The organism is Escherichia sp. WS1451 (assembly GCF_046487365.1).
Lineage (GTDB): Bacteria > Pseudomonadota > Gammaproteobacteria > Enterobacterales > Enterobacteriaceae > Escherichia > Escherichia coli.
Genome location: NZ_JBJQJP010000025.1, coordinates 42,091 through 60,423 on the forward strand (window position 1 = coordinate 42,091; position 18,333 = coordinate 60,423).

16 protein-coding genes and 1 pseudogene are annotated in these 18,333 nt (G+C 41.9%); 4 read left to right on the forward strand and 13 right to left on the reverse strand.

Going from position 1 to position 18,333, the window contains the following annotated elements:
- Positions 1-235: 235 nt before the first annotated feature.
- The 5 genes and pseudogenes from ACJHX7_RS22560 to ACJHX7_RS22580 form a co-directional block, all read right to left on the reverse strand.
- The gene (locus ACJHX7_RS22560; protein ID WP_000206697.1) at positions 236-562 is read right to left on the reverse strand and encodes a hypothetical protein; all 327 of its coding nucleotides are present in this window, start codon (positions 560-562) and stop codon (positions 236-238) included.
- Positions 563-863: 301 nt separating this feature from the next.
- Positions 864-1,004, reverse strand: a pseudogene (locus ACJHX7_RS22565) (hypothetical protein); the annotation flags it as partial.
- A gap of 19 nt (positions 1,005-1,023) precedes the next feature.
- Positions 1,024-1,731 (reverse strand): hypothetical protein, encoded by a 708-nt coding sequence (locus ACJHX7_RS22570; protein WP_000108794.1) that lies wholly within the window; start codon positions 1,729-1,731, stop codon positions 1,024-1,026.
- A 1-nt stretch (position 1,732) separates the two neighbouring features.
- Positions 1,733-2,485 (reverse strand): conjugal transfer protein TraL, encoded by a 753-nt coding sequence (locus tag ACJHX7_RS22575; protein ID WP_000797966.1) that lies wholly within the window; start codon positions 2,483-2,485, stop codon positions 1,733-1,735.
- Positions 2,486-2,502: 17 nt separating this feature from the next.
- Positions 2,503-2,904: a hypothetical protein gene (locus ACJHX7_RS22580; protein WP_021575837.1), complete on the reverse strand. Its 402-nt coding sequence runs from the start codon at positions 2,902-2,904 to the stop codon at positions 2,503-2,505.
- A gap of 368 nt (positions 2,905-3,272) precedes the next feature.
- Here ACJHX7_RS22580 and ACJHX7_RS22585 point away from each other — a divergent pair, with 368 nt between their 5' ends.
- The 4 genes from ACJHX7_RS22585 (at position 3,273) to ACJHX7_RS22600 (ending at position 10,105) form a co-directional block, all read left to right on the forward strand.
- Positions 3,273-3,614 carry a plasmid mobilization protein gene (locus ACJHX7_RS22585; protein ID WP_000725934.1) on the forward strand — a complete coding sequence of 114 codons (342 nt, stop codon included), beginning with the start codon at positions 3,273-3,275 and terminating at the stop codon, positions 3,612-3,614.
- Positions 3,611-7,414: an LPD7 domain-containing protein gene (locus ACJHX7_RS22590; RefSeq protein ID WP_410231700.1), complete on the forward strand. Its 3,804-nt coding sequence runs from the start codon at positions 3,611-3,613 to the stop codon at positions 7,412-7,414. The genes ACJHX7_RS22585 and ACJHX7_RS22590 overlap by 4 nt, the downstream gene beginning before the upstream one ends.
- Positions 7,415-7,634: 220 nt before the next feature.
- Entirely contained in the window at positions 7,635-9,260 is a 1,626-nt protein-coding gene (locus ACJHX7_RS22595; RefSeq protein WP_049589868.1) for a phosphoethanolamine--lipid A transferase MCR-1.1, read from the forward strand.
- 71 nt (positions 9,261-9,331) lie between these two features.
- A complete protein-coding gene (locus ACJHX7_RS22600) occupies positions 9,332-10,105 on the forward strand; it encodes a PAP2 family protein (RefSeq protein ID WP_052234578.1) in 774 nt (257 codons plus the stop codon).
- Here the strand turns inward: ACJHX7_RS22600 and ACJHX7_RS22605 are convergent.
- From ACJHX7_RS22605 to ACJHX7_RS22640, 8 genes are all read right to left on the reverse strand, one after another.
- Positions 10,064-10,504, reverse strand: a complete 441-nt coding sequence (locus ACJHX7_RS22605) for a hypothetical protein (protein WP_000666084.1) — start codon at positions 10,502-10,504, stop codon at positions 10,064-10,066. The genes ACJHX7_RS22600 and ACJHX7_RS22605 overlap by 42 nt on opposite strands.
- Before the next feature lie 345 nt (positions 10,505-10,849).
- The gene (gene hha, locus ACJHX7_RS22610; protein ID WP_000850854.1) at positions 10,850-11,056 is read right to left on the reverse strand and encodes a hemolysin expression modulator Hha; all 207 of its coding nucleotides are present in this window, start codon (positions 11,054-11,056) and stop codon (positions 10,850-10,852) included.
- Positions 11,057-11,124: 68 nt separating this feature from the next.
- On the reverse strand, positions 11,125-13,290 hold the full coding sequence (locus tag ACJHX7_RS22615) for a type IA DNA topoisomerase (protein ID WP_034169408.1): 2,166 nt from the start codon (positions 13,288-13,290) through the stop codon (positions 11,125-11,127).
- Between the two features lie 4 nt (positions 13,291-13,294).
- Positions 13,295-13,870, reverse strand: a complete 576-nt coding sequence (locus ACJHX7_RS22620) for a hypothetical protein (protein ID WP_001303470.1) — start codon at positions 13,868-13,870, stop codon at positions 13,295-13,297.
- 169 nt (positions 13,871-14,039) lie between these two features.
- Positions 14,040-15,716 carry a PcfJ domain-containing protein gene (locus ACJHX7_RS22625; RefSeq protein ID WP_000289347.1) on the reverse strand — a complete coding sequence of 559 codons (1,677 nt, stop codon included), beginning with the start codon at positions 15,714-15,716 and terminating at the stop codon, positions 14,040-14,042.
- A gap of 94 nt (positions 15,717-15,810) precedes the next feature.
- Positions 15,811-16,326 carry a thermonuclease family protein gene (locus ACJHX7_RS22630; protein WP_000698398.1) on the reverse strand — a complete coding sequence of 172 codons (516 nt, stop codon included), beginning with the start codon at positions 16,324-16,326 and terminating at the stop codon, positions 15,811-15,813.
- A 46-nt stretch (positions 16,327-16,372) separates the two neighbouring features.
- Positions 16,373-17,026, reverse strand: coding sequence for a hypothetical protein (locus ACJHX7_RS22635; protein WP_170855322.1), 654 nt, complete (start codon positions 17,024-17,026; stop codon positions 16,373-16,375).
- 11 nt (positions 17,027-17,037) lie between these two features.
- On the reverse strand, positions 17,038-18,162 hold the full coding sequence (locus ACJHX7_RS22640; RefSeq protein ID WP_000486719.1) for a site-specific integrase: 1,125 nt from the start codon (positions 18,160-18,162) through the stop codon (positions 17,038-17,040).
- Between the last annotated feature and the right edge of the window lie 171 nt (positions 18,163-18,333).

Sequence of the window (18,333 nt, forward strand, 5' to 3'; positions counted from 1 at the left end):
CTGAAGAATATCGCAGGCATATATTTACAGTGTAAAGGTGTTTCTGTCTTTACATTGTAAGGCTTATTGAATACTACACTGTAGTGCAATGTATGTGTTTTTATGACCTATCCCCGCGTTGTGCGGGGATTTTTTTTGATAGCTAACCGCTCGCCGCAGTCTAGCGACCGAGCATAGCGAGCGAGTGACGAGGAAGCGGAAGATCCACCGTTGCCAGGAGAAAAGCAGGTACGCACTATGCATTCTGCCCTAGTGATGCTTTCACAAACCACGCGGCCTGAACTATTACGCCATGAATCCAGCGCAAATCGGCATCACGATTTTCTTTTTTCATTTTTTCGCCACTTAAAGCCTTGCTTACGTGACTTTTTACCAGATTTTCGTGTAATTCTTTTGCTTCTTCAATTGTGAAACCACCAGGCAAATTTGGCGCTTCTGCTTCCAGTGATGCCAGAGCAATTTCATAAGCCCGGCGCTCAATATTGTCTCGCACGTCCAGGCTGCCGATTCGCTCCCTGATTTCTTTAATTAGTTTCTTGTCGTCGTCGGTAAATGTTGTCATCTCACTCTCCTTTGGCGTCAATGTTTACAGCCTGGCAAGCCTCTTTGAGCACCCAGTCAATAGCGTCTTTCCATGCCCCTGTTTCGACGGGAGGATTCGTGTGCTTTACCTGATCGTAGAAGCGTACTGCGTTTACCAGTCCTCTTGTTGGTGCTGCTATCGCAGGTGGTAAGTTGTAGAGTTCCTGAATTTCATAGTTCGGCCTGTCGTTGCAGTCTTCTTTTGTCGGCACGTATTTCCAGTCACCAACCCACGTTTTACCCTGAGAGTCCGTAACGTCTTTTTTCACGTAACGATACCTCCATGCAACAACCCCAGCTTCCAGCGATGCCAGTGCGATTTCATAAGCCCGGCGTTCAATATTGTCTCGCACGTCCAGGCTGCCGATTCGCTCTCTGATTTCTTTAATCAGTCCCTTGTCGTCGTCGGTAAAAGTTGTCATTAGTGACTCCTTTTCATATCTATGGTTTTCTTGAATCAATTTCGTCTAGTTTGAGTTTTATATTTTGCTGGTCTGATTTTGGTAATTTTCTCATGCTCTCTTCAGTTATTTTTTTCATATCAAGAAAAGCTCTTGCATAGAAGCGCAGGCTTGCCTCTTTTTCATGTTGTGCAACATACCAGGTTGCGCCAGAAAATGCCGCAGACAGGCATAATGTGCACAAGGCACAAATTGCAATGGCTGTTCTTGTACTGAAGGGTTTTACAGCCTTAGATAATGACTTCAACTTTTCTTCATATAATTTGTTGTTTTTTTCCTGGTTGCGTTTAATTCCAGATATGAGTTCAATAATATCATCTGTTAATTTTTCTTTTACCTCAACACTTGTTTCTTTTAGATCGTTTTTTCCCTCTTCTACTTTTTCTTTTATTTCATTATCCAGATCGCCGCACGTCTCAACAATATTCTTGAATCTTTGAATATAGTCATTTTCTACAGATGAAACGACCTGTCTGAAGCCCTCAGACAGGGCAGTGAAGTTAGCTTGTAACTCATTGCTGAATTTTTCCTGTATCTTTTGGTTCAGAAAAATTAATGAAATAACTGGATCATCTTTTGATATTTTATGCCCTGTCTCCTTGAATACATCAACAATAAAATTATCAATATCTTCACTGGAAACAGCCTTTTCAGGCTGTTTTAATTCTGGCTGATTAACTGTACTCATATTATTCACCGTGTTCATCGTCATAGATGCTATCTAATTGTTTGTAAATGTCATTGAAGACTCGTTTTAATCGTGATTTAGCCATTAATCCAAAATGGTCGGACTCAAGAGCTTCTTTCAGTGTTAGTGATTTTTCTGTTAGCTCTTTGATGTCAGAGGCAAAGGCATCACTTTTTCTGTCCTGAATAACCACAACGCCAGCGATTACATCCTTGTTTTTTTCAATGAATTTAGTTTCTATTAATGGGATATTTTCAAGTGCTGGAATACCCTGAAATTCATTTATCCAGACAATAAGTTTTACCTTACTTCCTTTAACCAGTTCTTTCAGTTCTTCAAATCCCTGCAAGGTATCCGCAAGAGCTTGTCCACCAACGATAACAGTATGGATATAAACGTCTTGTTCTACATCTTCAAACATGTCCATAACACAGTTATCATTGAAATACTGAATTAACGGTAAAAATGTAGATGCGCCATTGTCAATAACAAAAGTATTCTGACTATTGGTCAGCATTGATTCGAACATTGGATCGAATTTGGATTGTATTACTTTGCTGTTTTCAGTGATTTGTATCAAATCTGCATTTAATCTTTTTACTTTAACCGTAGTTGTATTAACCGGGTCTGTGTCACCGACTACGATATTATCCATGTGATTTTCATCAATAAAGTATTGTGCCAGTATTGCGGTCGCGAATGATTTTCCAACACCACCTTTACCCTGAAGGATGAAATTGATTGAGTTTTTCATTTATAATGCTCCTTTACTTAAAGATATTTATTTATGAATTTTTCATTCGTAGCACTTGGATCGTGCTCTATTTCTTTTTTGTTCTCACTAATGTTTGAAAAAAAACCTTTTACCCCCCCTCTCGGTTCATCGCCTTTAGCTTCATTCTGATCAATTACATCTATGGTTTTTGCCTGTTCTTTTGGTTCAGTGCATTTTTGTCTTTTTTTAGCCCTCTCTGTCATATTTATATAAGTCTTTTGGGCTAGTTCTGTCTTGGTGTTGTTGTTTATGTAATCAGCTATTTGCTCCCATGTATAATATTTCTTTGCTTCAAGTATATTTTGCAAATACATATTGAAGACAGCCTGTTTTGATTTCGATTTTGTTTCGTTTATAGCCTCGCATATTGGAGATAATAAACTCTCGATCTTTTTCATTTGTTACATTTCCTCTCTCTCTCTACCTCCTACATTGGCATAATACCTTATTTAAAGCAATTTGCTCGCCGTTTGTGTGGGTGATTATGTGGGTTGTTTTGTGGGTTGTCAATGGGGTTGTGGTCTTTTTTGTGGGTTAAAGTGTGGGCGATTGTGTGGGCTGTGTGTTTTGAGTTGTGGGTGATTATGTGAGTCATTGTGTGGGCTGTATGCACGGCATTTTTTTGTTCTTCTAAAACACAGGCACGATAAGCTTTGTACACAAGCCCGTTCCGGGCATGTTACAATGCTTGTGCCAAAGGGGACGCCCCTTTGCAACCCCGAACGGCGCAGCCGTTCTAGTGCGGTTCTACGAACCTTGAGGACTTATGAAGAAAAAAGCCAACAAAAGTGTTCATGTGACATTCAGACTTACAGAAGAAGAGTATGCTCCATTTGACAGAGCAATCAGAGAGCTTGAAATTAGTAAGTCTGAATTTTTCAGGCTGCTTACTATTGGTAAAATAAAAAACTACACATCAGATAAACGCCATATCCCGGAATACAAACGGTGTCTTTCTCAGTTAAGTTGGGCTGGGAATAATATTAACCAGATAGCTCACCGCTTAAACTCAGATCATTTAAAGGGTATTATATCAGAGGCGCTTTATAAAAAGATTTTAAATGTGCTGATTGGTATTCGTGATCGCCTTCAGGAGATAGCCAAATGATTGTCAGATATGGTGGTGGTAATGACGGTATTGTTGATTACCTGATAAATGGTCGCAAAGCAGAACGTCAGTACACACGTGATGAACTTGATCATCGTGTTGTTCTTGATGGTGATCTCCAGACTACAGATAAGATTATCAATTCTATTGAAGACAACAAACAGGACCGTTATTTGCACATTACGTTGTCTTTTCATGAAAGTCACGTATCAAATGAAATGTTAAAGGCGGTTGTGGATGATTATAAAAAATTATTGATGAATGCTTATCATCCTGAAGAATATTCTTTCTATGCTGAAGCACATTTGCCAAAAATCCGGCATATTCAGGATAATAGTACAGGAGAGTTAATTGAAAGAAAGCCTCATATTCATATTGTCATTCCAAAGGTTAATCTAGTTACAGGAGATAAACTTGATCCTGTTGGCCTTATAGGGAAAGGTCATACTATCGAACAGCTAGATGCAATACAGGAGCATATTAACAATAAATATAATCTTGCCAGCCCGAAGGACTTTCCGAGAAAAAATAGTGATTATAGTGTTATTTTAAAGAGAGTAAAAGCAGATCTTGATGTAGAGCATAATTCTGCATTTAAGAATGAATTGAATTATCGAATTGAAAAAGAAAAAGTAAGTGATTATGCTGTATTCAAACAGATTGTTGCAGAATATGGTGAGGTTAGGATAAGAAATGAAGGAAAGGCCAGTGAATATATTGCTGTTAAGTTACCGGGAGATAAAAAGTTCACTAATCTGAAAAGCCCGTTGTTTCGTAAAAACTATATTGAAGAGGGAAAGTTGACTCTTCAAAAACCTACGCCTAAGCAAATAGAAAAACGTCTCAATACCTGGGTAAACAAAACCAGTCACGAGATTAAACATGTTTTTCTCAACGCCAGCGTTCGTAATGACTATACAAGTTTATCTGAAGCAGAGCAGATTGAATTTCTGAAAGAGAGGATAAAAGAATATGACTCAAGAGAAAAACTTAACGAAAGAAATTCTCAGCAAACGTCAGGACGAGCGGGAGGTTACAAGTCGTGTCCTAAAAAGTTTGCCAGAATCCGTCAATCTGAAGCAACAGTCGGATTGTCACGTATGCCCCAACGCGGTATGGTTTACGGAATCAATGGATTCACAAGACCCGACTCTATCAGTGTATTGTCAGATATTTCGCAGCGTGATCTGGCAGAGCAATTACCGCAAAGAGAACATCCTGGTCAGGATGTGCGACGGGATTATGATAGACAATTCACAGAGTCAGGAATAAAAAGTCTTGAACGCTCTTCTTTTTTGTGTGAAACGATGTTTCAGACTCTGAATGAGGCGGCAGAGAAAAACGAAATTACAACGATGGCAGAAATTCGCAGAAATATTGATCCTGTCAGGTTTCTGTCTTCTGCCGCCGAGCGTTTTAATATTATTCCAGCGCAGCATAAAATCAGAACAGCAAAGGACGGCTCCCCCCGGTTTTCTGTGGGGAATCGTAATATGAACGCATCTGATTTTCTGACAAAGCATATTAATCTTGCCTGGAAAGATGCGAAATCCTTTCTGCTTGAAGTTTATTCACAGCAGTTAGAAAACACGCCATATACGCGCTATCCAACCTACAGACGCCTTACGCATCATGAAGCCCGTGAGCGTCTTAACTCACTGAATTTATCGGAAAAAACATTACGAAATACTATCAGGTTTGAGCGTGGCAAGCTGTATAATGATCTGCGAGAGATGAGACGCGAGTTGAAGTTAATACCACGTGAACAGCGTGATATTGCCGTGGGTGTGATTGTTTACAAAAAACTAACCACACTTGAGCGTCTTTCTGAACTCGACACAGAGGGGCGACACATAATTCGTCAATATCATGCTGACTGGCATAAGGATAAAGATGAAATGAAAGCCCTTGAACGTCTCAAAAGCTATCTCAACTTCGATGAAATCAACGCCATTTCTGCTGACGAACCCGAACTTTCGCTTCAGAAAGCGGTGGATTCCCAGCGCCGCTTAGAAGAGGCGAAAAAGGTTAACTCCAAACTAAAAGATCTTGTGATGGATAAGCAGGATTCCAGGATTGTTTATCGCGATCAGGAATCGGAAAAGCCTGTCTTTACCGACAAAGGGAACTTTGTCGTTGCGGGTAAAAATCCCTCAAAAGAAGAGATCGGAATAATGCTTGAGTATTCCAGGGAAAAGTTTGGTGGTGTACTCAAACTTACCGGCTCTGAAGATTTCAAAAAAATGTGCGCTGAAGTTGCCGCAGAGCAGGACATGAAGATTATTTTACGACCGGAGCAGTATCAACAGATGATGCTGGAATTGAAAGCAGAACTTCAGGGTAATAAGTTTGAGCAGGTGGAAACACAGGAAAATAGCCAGGAGTCCGAATCCAGAATAGAGAAAGGTGATGCATTGAAGGAACAGGCCACCGAACAGGAACAGGCCACCGAACAGGAACAGGCCACCGAACAGGAACAGGCCACCGAACAGGAACAGGCCACCGAACAGGAACAGGCTACCGAACAGGCACAGGCCACAGAGCAGGCACAGGCCACAGAGCAGGCACAGGCCACAGAGCAGGCACAGGCCACAGAGCAGGCACAGGCCACAGAGCAGGCACAGGTCGCAGAGCAGGCACAGGCTACAGAGCAGGCACAGGCCACATCTTCATATGATCCTGGTGTTATTACCAGGGCAAACACCCTGGATTCACAGATGCTTAGTAAAGGCACAAATGGTGAATTTGGCTATTTGAAATCTCTGGATAGTGATGAAAATGAGATTTGGGAAGTGCTGGGGCATGTACCTGGAGACAGCGATGATATTTTTGACGTTGCCAGTTTTGATAATGAAAACGACGCAAAAGAATTCTGCAAAATTGTTAATGAGTTAGGTATTGACAGAACACAGGCTTTGATTCATGAGCAGCTTTCTTCTCAACAGGAGCAGGCTGCTGTGCAGGAGACGTACCAGGAATCACCAGAAGAGATACTCGCCAGTATTTCAGCTAACGAGCATATGATCTCCGGGCTTGAAAACTTCCTGGTTAAAGACCGTTCTCAGTTCAGTTCCTGCAATGGGGATATCGTTGTGGAGGCGGAAATTACCAGGGGGGAAGGTGGTCTTTATCACCTTGCGGTCGCTGGTAAGCATGGCTTAGAGCGTGGTGATGCAGTTGCCAGAGTGGATGTTACGGAGCAGCAATTTGCCGCGATCACTGGAAAAACACCTTCTGAAGTTTTAACGGGGGACCAAACATCGGCTCGTGTTCCGGTAATTACAGGTATCCATTTCAGTACAAGGGCTATTGAAAATGTGAATAAACTGGAACAACAGAAGGATTATGTCTATTTCTCAACACATGAAGGCCTGAATGCTGAAATAAAAGATTTCAGCTCTCTCAAGGATGCTATTGAGTGGGGCCGGGTTGAATGCGAGCTACATGATCTCAATAAGCGCGATACTGTCATTTATCGCGTCGAGTCTGAACATATTTCTCAGGGGATTGACGCTGTAATGAAAAATGCTGAACGCGTGGAGCGTCATGAAATTGAGAAAGCACAGGGACGGGATTGCACGCCGGAAGACGGCAAGATTCTTGAGGCAATTGATCGCTTTGAGGACAAGTTCAGAGGGGAAGGACTGAAGTTCGAAAGGGAGAAGGCCGAATCCGATTTGCTTAATCACGGATTCACTCGTGAAATGGCAGAAGATGCTCTTGGAAAACAATTTGTCCAGGCCAGAGAAGAACATCTGGAATTGCAGCAACAGCGTGACAATTCACAGGACATGCACTAATTAAGAAAAAAGCCCGGTTTTCGGGCTTTTTAAGATACAAATTATAAATACTCTCAAGTGTATATTCAGTATGGGATTGCGCAATGATTGCCTAATAAAATTTCTGAAATATTTCTGTATCGCATAATTTTTTATATCAGATAAATTGTACTGGATTTCTTAAAAAATTGCAGTATAATTGCCACAATTATCCCACCGTTTATTTTTTGATTAGTTTCTCATGATGCAGCATACTTCTGTGTGGTACCGACGCTCGGTCAGTCCGTTTGTTCTTGTGGCGAGTGTTGCCGTTTTCTTGACCGCGACCGCCAATCTTACCTTTTTTGATAAAATCAGCCAAACCTATCCCATCGCGGACAATCTCGGCTTTGTGCTGACGATCGCTGTCGTGCTCTTTGGCGCGATGCTACTGATCACCACGCTGTTATCATCGTATCGCTATGTGCTAAAGCCTGTGTTGATTTTGCTATTAATCATGGGCGCGGTGACCAGTTATTTTACTGACACTTATGGCACGGTCTATGATACGACCATGCTCCAAAATGCCCTACAGACCGACCAAGCCGAGACCAAGGATCTATTAAACGCAGCGTTTATCATGCGTATCATTGGTTTGGGTGTGCTACCAAGTTTGCTTGTGGCTTTTGTTAAGGTGGATTATCCGACTTGGGGCAAGGGTTTGATGCGCCGATTGGGCTTGATCGTGGCAAGTCTTGCGCTGATTTTACTGCCTGTGGTGGCGTTCAGCAGTCATTATGCCAGTTTCTTTCGCGTGCATAAGCCGCTGCGTAGCTATGTCAATCCGATCATGCCAATCTACTCGGTGGGTAAGCTTGCCAGTATTGAGTATAAAAAAGCCAGTGCGCCAAAAGATACCATTTATCACGCCAAAGACGCGGTACAAGCAACCAAGCCTGATATGCGTAAGCCACGCCTAGTGGTGTTCGTCGTCGGTGAGACGGCACGCGCCGATCATGTCAGCTTCAATGGCTATGAGCGCGATACTTTCCCACAGCTTGCCAAGATCGATGGCGTGACCAATTTTAGCAATGTCACATCGTGCGGCACATCGACGGCGTATTCTGTGCCGTGTATGTTCAGCTATCTGGGCGCGGATGAGTATGATGTCGATACCGCCAAATACCAAGAAAATGTGCTGGATACGCTGGATCGCTTGGGCGTAAGTATCTTGTGGCGTGATAATAATTCGGACTCAAAAGGCGTGATGGATAAGCTGCCAAAAGCGCAATTTGCCGATTATAAATCCGCGACCAACAACGCCATCTGCAACACCAATCCTTATAACGAATGCCGCGATGTCGGTATGCTCGTTGGCTTAGATGACTTTGTCGCTGCCAATAACGGCAAAGATATGCTGATCATGCTGCACCAAATGGGCAATCACGGGCCTGCGTATTTTAAGCGATATGATGAAAAGTTTGCCAAATTCACGCCAGTGTGTGAAGGTAATGAGCTTGCCAAGTGCGAACATCAGTCCTTGATCAATGCTTATGACAATGCCTTGCTTGCCACCGATGATTTCATCGCTCAAAGTATCCAGTGGCTGCAGACGCACAGCAATGCCTATGATGTCTCAATGCTGTATGTCAGCGATCATGGCGAAAGTCTGGGTGAGAACGGTGTCTATCTACATGGTATGCCAAATGCCTTTGCACCAAAAGAACAGCGCAGTGTGCCTGCATTTTTCTGGACGGATAAGCAAACTGGCATCACGCCAATGGCAACCGATACCGTCCTGACCCATGACGCGATCACGCCGACATTATTAAAGCTGTTTGATGTCACCGCGGACAAAGTCAAAGACCGCACCGCATTCATCCGCTGATTTCTCCCTGTATTTTTTCCAAACCCACCGCACACTCCATTCGTATTATGGGCGGTGGGGTGGGGTTTGTTATGCCGTATTTATCAAATAAACGCCTACTTGCTGAGATGAGTATCGCTCTTGTCATGGCGATCGTTGCCACGCTGACCCTTGAGCACAGTCAGATTGATCTGATGGTCGCTGATTGGTTTTATCTGGGTATGGGGCATTGGATGGTTGCCAAGCAAGCTTTTTTGCCAGATTTGCTACTGTATTCTGGACTAAAAAAGCTGCTGATGGCGATGCTGATCTACTTGCTGGTTGCGACCATTTGCCGTGCTTATCATGAGAAAAAGGGCAATGCTATCACTGCCAAGTGGCTTGTCCCAGTGACAAAATTTCGCGTGCGTGAGCTTGCGTATCTGGTGCTGACTTTGATCCTAGTGCCGACAGTTGTCGCGTCATTGAAGGCATATACTCATGTGGTCTGCCCTGTGCATTTGACGATTTTTGATGGTACGCTGCCGTATTTGCCGATGCTTGATAGTATGCGTAACACCATTCCTGATAAGTGCTTTCCTGCGGCGCATGCCAGTAGCGGATTTGCGCTGTTTGCCTTTGCGTTTGCGCCAAGTTTGCGCCGCCGTCGTGGTGCGATCATCATCGTGGTGATGGCATTGGGCTGGGCGATGGGCTGCTATAAGATGATTATTGGCGATCATTTTTTGAGCCATACGGTGGTGTCGATGATGCTTGCGTGGGCGATGTCGGCAGGGCTTGCGTGGGTGTTTTTTAAGAAGGGTGAACAATTCAAGGAAAAAAAATCAACCCCAAACAGAAATAACAGCTACAAAAATGGACAGTAATAATGCAATAAAAGTAATGTTGAGCCATATGTTGGACGAGTCTTTTAAGACTAATGAGGCTGTTAATGCCATTGTAATGAAACTAATGATAATAATGGCTGCAAATAAATATTGTACAATGTTTTTTATTGTACTTGGTTGCTCCCCAATTCTTTCTCTGTAATTTGCATCAACATTAGATATCCATTGAAGTAATAGAGCAATAAAACAGCCTACTCCGCAAACGGTGAATTGCACAGACGTCGGGTTTGAATCAAACAACGAGATCGCTAAGTTATATAAGTATACCGCGCCTGAAATCACCCCGACAACTAAAATAGAGATGAGTATAATCCGAAGAACTAATGTATTGCTTTCCTTTAAGGAATATATTAAAGCCGCTTTTTCGTATTCTTTCATGATTTAATCCAGTCTATAAGTATAAGAACCAACAAAACTGTCCAGGATTCATTTTCTGTGAGCATATGAAATCCCATCCAGAGTGATGATACTGGCAGAAACACGCCCACAGCCGGAATTATTAGTCTGGCGGAGAATATCCTTATCAGGAGTATCAATAGTGATAAGAACAGAAAAAGAGTGATCATGTGGAAAAACATTCACATCACCTATAACACTATTAAGATAGCCTGCCAGATATCCATTTCAGACAGGCTATATACAGGGTTCAATTCATTCTATGAAAGGTGTATAGGGATTGCTGATGTTTGTGTCGATCAAAAATCTAATATTAATAGATGAGAACTAATATACATATTTCCAGACGGATGGGGGGATTTTATCGTAGAGTTTATTCATTGTGAGTTCTGCAAGCCTGTGATCGGCGGCGGCATTAAACGACTCAAGCTCAGAAGGAGGGAGGCTGTTTTGGTTTTTTTCAATAATCTTTTCAAGTGTGTCGAGTGTTGAGCAACGTCTTAACTGAAAGAGCCAGTCTTGTTTTGTTTTCATTGTACAATTCCTGAAGAACATCCTTGTCCTATAGTAGCTACAACGATGTTTGATTTCTACTGCTGGATTTATTTCTTACTTTTTTGTGTAAACTCAAATCCCAGTTTCCCGGTTGCTTTGTCAACCAGTTTTACTTTTGCTGAAAATTCTTTGTTTGTTTTTTGACTAATGAAACCTTTCAATTCACTTGTAACTCCTTTTGTTATTAACGTTTCAATTTGTTTATCGGTTAATGATTTGCCGCAGAAATCTTTCCATATCTTAAATTCACATCCTGTACAGAAATAACCTTTTGGTCTGATAACAATCTGTTTACCACAGGAAGGACAAGGAGAGGGCAGGCGTTGTGACTGACCAGACGGCGCGCTGGGGGCAACTTTTATTTCAGCACTGTTCGCATTACTAATCATCGGTATCAGATCATTGTACAGTTCGTCAACGAACTGTTCGATGGTCATTTCTCCGTTTTCAATGAGTGTCTGTTTTTCCGCCCATAATGCCGTCATATCTGGATTAACAGCTATATCCGGCAGAGCATCAATAAGCGCATACCCGGTATCAGTCGGAATAAGTTTTCCTTTTTCCAGGGTGATATAGTTCCGTTTTTTCAGTGTTTCCAATATGGAAGCCCGCGTAGCTGGCGTACCAATACCGCCATGTTCGTCTTTTTTATCCCGATCTTTATCCTTCAGTAACTTTTTAATCACTGGATCAGTGACAAAATCTGCGACACGAACAAGCGCGGCAAGTAAAGTGGCTTCGGTGAATAATGGCGGTGGCGTTGTTTTCTTCTCATTCACAACCACTTCTTTTGTCGTCACTGTTTCTCCTGTGCGAATTTTACAGAGCAGATCAAAAGCGGAATCATCATTTTCGGCTTCTGATTCCTCATCCCCGGTATTTTCCTCACCAAGAAACGCTTCAAATCCGCTGTCTGTTGTTTTCCTGGCACGGGCATAAAACGACTCATCACCACACTGAATGGCAACGGATACTTCCTGGTATGTTTTTTCAGGCATGAACTGAACAAGATAGTGTTGTGCGATTGCCAGGTAAACATTGCGCTCGTCACTGCTCAGCGCGTTTACATCCGGTACGTTAACGGTCGGGATTATCGCCGTATGCGCAGTCACTTTCGCACTGTTAAACGCCTTGCTTTTACGTGTCGAATCAACGTCCAGTGGCTGATCGAATACTGACTTCAGGGCATCGAGAACCTGTGGTGCTTCGCTGAATTGTTCATCAGAAAGATATGAGCAATCTGAACGGTTGTAAGTAATTGCTTTGTATTTTTCACGTAGCTGCTGTGTGATATCCAGCGTTTGTTGTGCCGTCATTTTGAACTTCTTGTTCATGTACTGCTGAAGCCGGACCAGGTTAAAGGGCAATGGCGCAGCCGTTTTTTTATCGTCTGTTGCTGCTGCTTCAACTGTCGCTGGTTTTCCTGCAAGGGAAGCCGCTGTTCCATTCGCCCACGCCTTATCAAGTAATTTACGGTCTGTCAGTGGTGCGAACTCACCAGGTTTCCAGTTCGCCCTGATAACATCAACGCCGCGTTGAAAATGCCCGGTCATGGTGTAGTAGAAACTGGATTTATGATTCTTGTTGGCACGGGTGCGATTTACTATCAGGCCAAGAATAGGCGTCTGAACACGCCCGACCGAAAGTGTCCCTTTATAGCCTTTAGCCCGTGCCGGGATCGTATAAGCACGCGTCATGGATAAACCGTATATCGCGTCGGCTACAGAACGCGCCAGAGCCTTGAGATAGAGTCCTCTGAAGTCACGGTTATTTTTGGGATTTGCCAGTGCCTTTTTCACTGCCGGAAGGGTGTTGTCGTTGATCAGAACGCGCTTAACGGGTTTTGTGTTGCCTGCATATTCCAGGACCTCATCGACAAGTAGCTGTCCTTCGTCATCTGGATCGCCAGCATGAATAATTTCGGTCACATCGGCACGCCTGATAAGCTCAATAATCGTTTTAACTTGTTTTGCGGCGCTTTCTACTGGCTGGTATTTTACGGGATAAAGACGCAAAGGGAGTGTTTCAATCTTCCACTCTTTGTATTCAGGATTATAGTTTTCGGGGGGCTGTGATTCGATAATATGACCAAAACAGTTAGTCACAATAGTATTATCACTTTCAAACCAGCCATCATGACGGGTAAAATTGCCACCAAGCGCCTTAACAATATCATTCGCTACTGCGGGTTTTTCTGCGATAAAAAGTTTCATTTTGTTATCCTTTACATTGAATTAATCTTTTGGCACAACGGATAGCACGTTCTTCTGATACTGCCTGTTGCCAGTTATCTTCACTTACTGGATGTCTGAATCTGCGTTCACAGCCATTAAAAGCAAAAATCCCCTCACGGTTAAGTATATTAGTTGCAATATCCTGGTCTTTAATTCTCAAAAAGGCTGTTACGGCAAAACCAGAATACGAAGAAATTTTTGAAATGATGCATTCATCAGCTTTTATTAACGCGGCAAAAGGAACTATCTTTTGATGACCACACGAAATCAGAGGGAGTGTGTGAATATCATAATAAGCTATTGAATGACAATCCATGCGGGTATCATCAATAGCTGCCAGCCAGAATCCTGTCTGGTCTTTTATTTTTCTGCTAATATCTGAATCTGAAACACCAGGATTTAATAAATATCCACCATAACAGACATGGAAGGGGTGAGCAGATTCATCAATATCAGGAAGTTCTTTTACCGGATTTTCTTTCCAGTCCTTCAGAACACCGAATTCAAGAGCATCCAGCAAAAACTTTCGTTCAAATCCATCAAGCAATGCATATTGCATGTTAAACCTCTCAAAGAAGCTCTGATTTGTTGACCTCATGGTGAACCAGTTCACCATTGCGTAAGACAAACAGGTAAGAAAACTTTCTTTCCTTATCTTTCAGTCAGTTTTTGTATTCAGAAAGAATAAACACCCAGTCATCGGTGCTGTAATGAGATGCGATGACTCATTATCTTTTTAGTGATGAGTTGATTATTTTTAAAATATGCCTGCCTTTAATTAGCATGTTTCTGGAAACAGCCTGATTACGAATACCTCTCATCTGGTCAAACTGATAGGTTAAATCATGTTCTTTTCGTGAAAGTCCAAGAGTGGCTCTTTCATTATCCATCAGGACTGAAATTGCAATATATTCTCCAGATGCACACCAGTCTGCATAACTGGCAACGCAATGTTCCATCTCCTGACCTTCCTGACACAGAGCATCAAATGTAATTAATTCATTTACACCGTTATCAACTTTCTGCCAGTTTATCCCAGTTCCTTTCCATTTTGGGATTACGGGAATAACGTTATTCTTCACTTGTCGCGTCCATTCATCAGATAGTCTCCAGAAAGAAGGCCACTCCTGGTTTTTATGAATTAACCGTTCTTCTGCTAACAACCAGTCAATTGCATGACACAACTGATTCGTTTCCATTTCCCAGCGTGATGTTTGCCTGGATTCAGTATTACGGTCATAAAAGCCAATGTTTTTAAATAAATCACGATGATATTCTAGCCATTTTGAGCATATACGATAAATATCATTTTCTTTTTCTGAGTAAGCTCGAATGCTAATATAATCGATAATCCAGTAAATTGCTCTCACAGGATAGTTCTTGATAAGTGGATGGCGTAATAATCTGACTGTAAATCTGAATGATGCATTATCATGTTTATCATTTAAAGCATATACTAATGACAAACTAACATGTCGTAAACTTCTGAACTCACCATAACTAAGTTTGCAGGGAAAACTGATTTTTTCATATAACTCTTTTGTCTTTCCAGATAGTATAAACTGACCATTTTTATGTTGTTGTCTTAGACGACCAACCATAGGCCACAATCCGAAAAAATCCATATCATTCACAATATGGATTCGCTTTGAAAAATCCAGATAGTCCTCAAATAATGCCTGACGAATTGAATTGTAAGCTATCGAACAATGTGAAGCTCTGGCATATTGTGCAAATATCTTTTTATCTACCATTATCCATATAGCTTTACTCAATGCTTTTGAAGCATTAAATTCATTATCCACCCCTATAATTTTTAATGCTCTCTGATAAATTTTGTTTTTTATCTCTGCGAGTAAAATATGTCTGCTGATATATCGTGTATTATAGGGGTAGTTGAATGATGCTATTTTACCAAGGCAATGAACAATGTCATGTATTCCATACTCATATGAGTAATATACATTGGATGGATATAGTGTGGAAATATAACGACTCTCACTGTTTTCCTCTTCCTCTCCAATGCGTAACAAATAGAGTTTGTCTTCAATTGAATATCCAGCCTCAATCAATGATTTGATGATGTAGCTAATCGCATATTTTAACCAGTCGTCCATGTCGTATGCAGATTTTTTAGACCAGAATAAAAAAATCTTACCAGGAAATGAATTTCTTCTGGTCCATACCCCAGTGTGCTTATCTCTTAGCTTGTATCCCCACAAAGTGATTTTGTTATTCTTTTTGTTTTTTCTAATACGAAAAACGCCACAAATGATAATGGAGATGTACTTTTCATTCTCCTCTGTTTTTACAAGACGAAGCCCCCCTGTATTTTGATAGATTTTAAAAACATCATGCAACGTAAGAATATTATTGTCCCTTGTCTGTTGATTAATTACATACATGCCGCCCCCTGTTAAAAAGAAGCCTTTAATATTGCACAAAGATAAAAAGACAGAATCATGGCAAACCAAAAGAAGAATGCATTTTCTTGCCCCCTTAATTTCTGATACGCCATTCCCACGGTGGAACCGGATTTGCATCGGCCCACAAACCACGTTTTTGTTCCTGCGCTTCCCGTTGCAGAGCCGGTAATGACTCATCCACGTTGTAACGTTCATATACCCATGCAGCGCCAGACTGAACCATAAAGCGGCTGGCATCCGTGCCGTTCGTCGTGAACACATGACCGATAATGCGTCCGTAGCGGTCTTTATGTGAATAAGAGACTGTCACCTGTTTACCTGCAACCAGAGTTTTAAGCTGACTAGTTGACCAGCGTCCAAAAGGTTGTTTCTTTTCAGGGGCATCGATGTTTATCAATCGGACTCGGATCGGAACTTCATACACAACAATTTTTGCGGGTAGTGTTTTAATTTCTATGGTGTCGCCATCGAGAACGCGAATAACTTTCCCCTGAAGAATTTTCTGGTTAAATGTATAAGGTATTCCACCTGCATTTGCAGACTGAAAAGCGGTAAGCAGATAAATAAATATTGTTAATAAGATTTTCATAAAAGATTAACGTTAATTTGTCTGTGCAATGGATAGAGCGTTATTCTTATTTTCTTCCTGCCGCTTCATCGAAAAATGATGATTTTCCTACTGCTGCGGCATCATACTGAAATGAATATCCAAAATCATCGTCATGCTCAAAACCTGTATTTTCTCCATTTTTTAGTCTGGAAAGAATAATCTCAAGTTGACTGATTATATCTTCCCTTTCACTATGACGAGTGCCTTGTAAGAGAATAGTTACTTGTTGCAAAGGATATGCATGTTCAATCCATGCCTGGCTAGGTCCAGAGTGCGTTGTATATAAATTTTTTTGTGCCGAAATATTATTCAGAAAACAGTTTAAGTCATCATTGGAATAAATTTCTTTAATATTGTTGATGTTGGATGTTAGTTTTCCAAGTTGGAATGGTGGAGAATTTTTGTCTTCATTGTTGTCTCCTTTATCGTATTCTGGAAACACAATTAACAAAGGTGCACCATTAGTTCTCTTCATAAAACGGGTTACTAGCCGCCCAATATATTTATTGGACATATGCTGTTCAATGTCCAGGACAGCATATTCCTCCGCTGGGAACATTTTGTTTTTTTCGATGGATTTAATTTTTCTGGTAAGATGAATGTTTCTGATAAGCAAACCTACTATCAGGAAGTAAATAAATATCCAGAATAAAAAATCACTCTGTAGTTGTTCTATCATAAGTGAATCCTCTAATTTGTTAATGGACAAATCATTACCCGTTCATCAATGTTTGTAGGAAGTTCGCCAGGAGTAGGGACGCGTTCTCCTCGCTGGGCGGCTTGTGCCAGTGTTCGTAGCAGCAACACGCTGGCATGAAATATGGCCTGTTCTTTTGTGGCTGCGCTTGTTTCCAGGTCGAAATCACTCAGAGTCACAACGACTTGCCCGTTTCTGTTCTCGACCGTTGCCGGGTAGGGAACAAAATAGGGAGCGATTTTGCTGGTTTGCTTGCGTCGGGCATCGAGTTTACTGACAAGTTGATAAGCCCGAAGGTGTGTGTATCGTTTCAACATGTTCAGGGAGCGATGGCCTGAAATCGCGGCAACTTCAATGACATTCAATGTACCAAGTTCGAAAAATCGGCTGATAGCCTCATGACGGAGGTCATGAAAATGCAAGTTTTCTATCTTCAGTTCCTGAAGTGCTGTTCGCCAGGCACTTTTGAATCCCGAAGATGTATAAGAAAAAATATTACCGTTAAGCTGTATTGGCAGCATTTGCAGGTAACTACGGGCTTTCCTGGATAGCGGAACATCGCGTGGAGCACCATTTTTGGTTGTTGGAAGATGAGCTACCCCATGTTGCAGATCGACGTGTTCCCAACGCAATGACAAGATTTCACCTTGTCGCATTGCTGTTTCCAGCGCCAGATGAAAAATGACGTAAAGAGCCTGGTTTTTTTCTTTGAAATACCGCGAAAGTCGGCGTTCTTCTCCTGAAGTCAGGCGACGATCGCGCCCGCTACTGATTTTGGGTTTTCTGACCAGTTCGACAGGATTCATGCGGCATGTTCCCCATTCCACACGGGCGATATTGAATAATGATGACAACAGGGCAAGTTCAAGACGGACGGTGTTTCCGGTTATTTGACGCCCCGTTCGGGGGTTAATTTGCGCCAACCGTTGATCCCGATAATTGGCAATATCAACAGTGGTAATGTCATCCATATAGCGTTCAGCAATAGGGTGACGTTTAATCACATTTACGCGATAAAACTCCTGTAGATGACCTTTTTTGTGGATGGATACTGTCTTCAGGTATTTGTCCAGCGCCCGGCTGATTGTCATTTTGCGAATTTTGATTTTCTGAAACATATCCCCTCCAGACAAAAAAGGGGGGAAGGTAGAGATTCTTGCTTCGAAATGCAATATCACCGTGCCAATCCGGTGTGTGGAGAACTTCCGGTTCCTCTAACGGTAGTTACAGTAATCTTGGATCACACAGAGGATCATTTACTGGTCGCAATACAGGAAGTGGTACGCTGT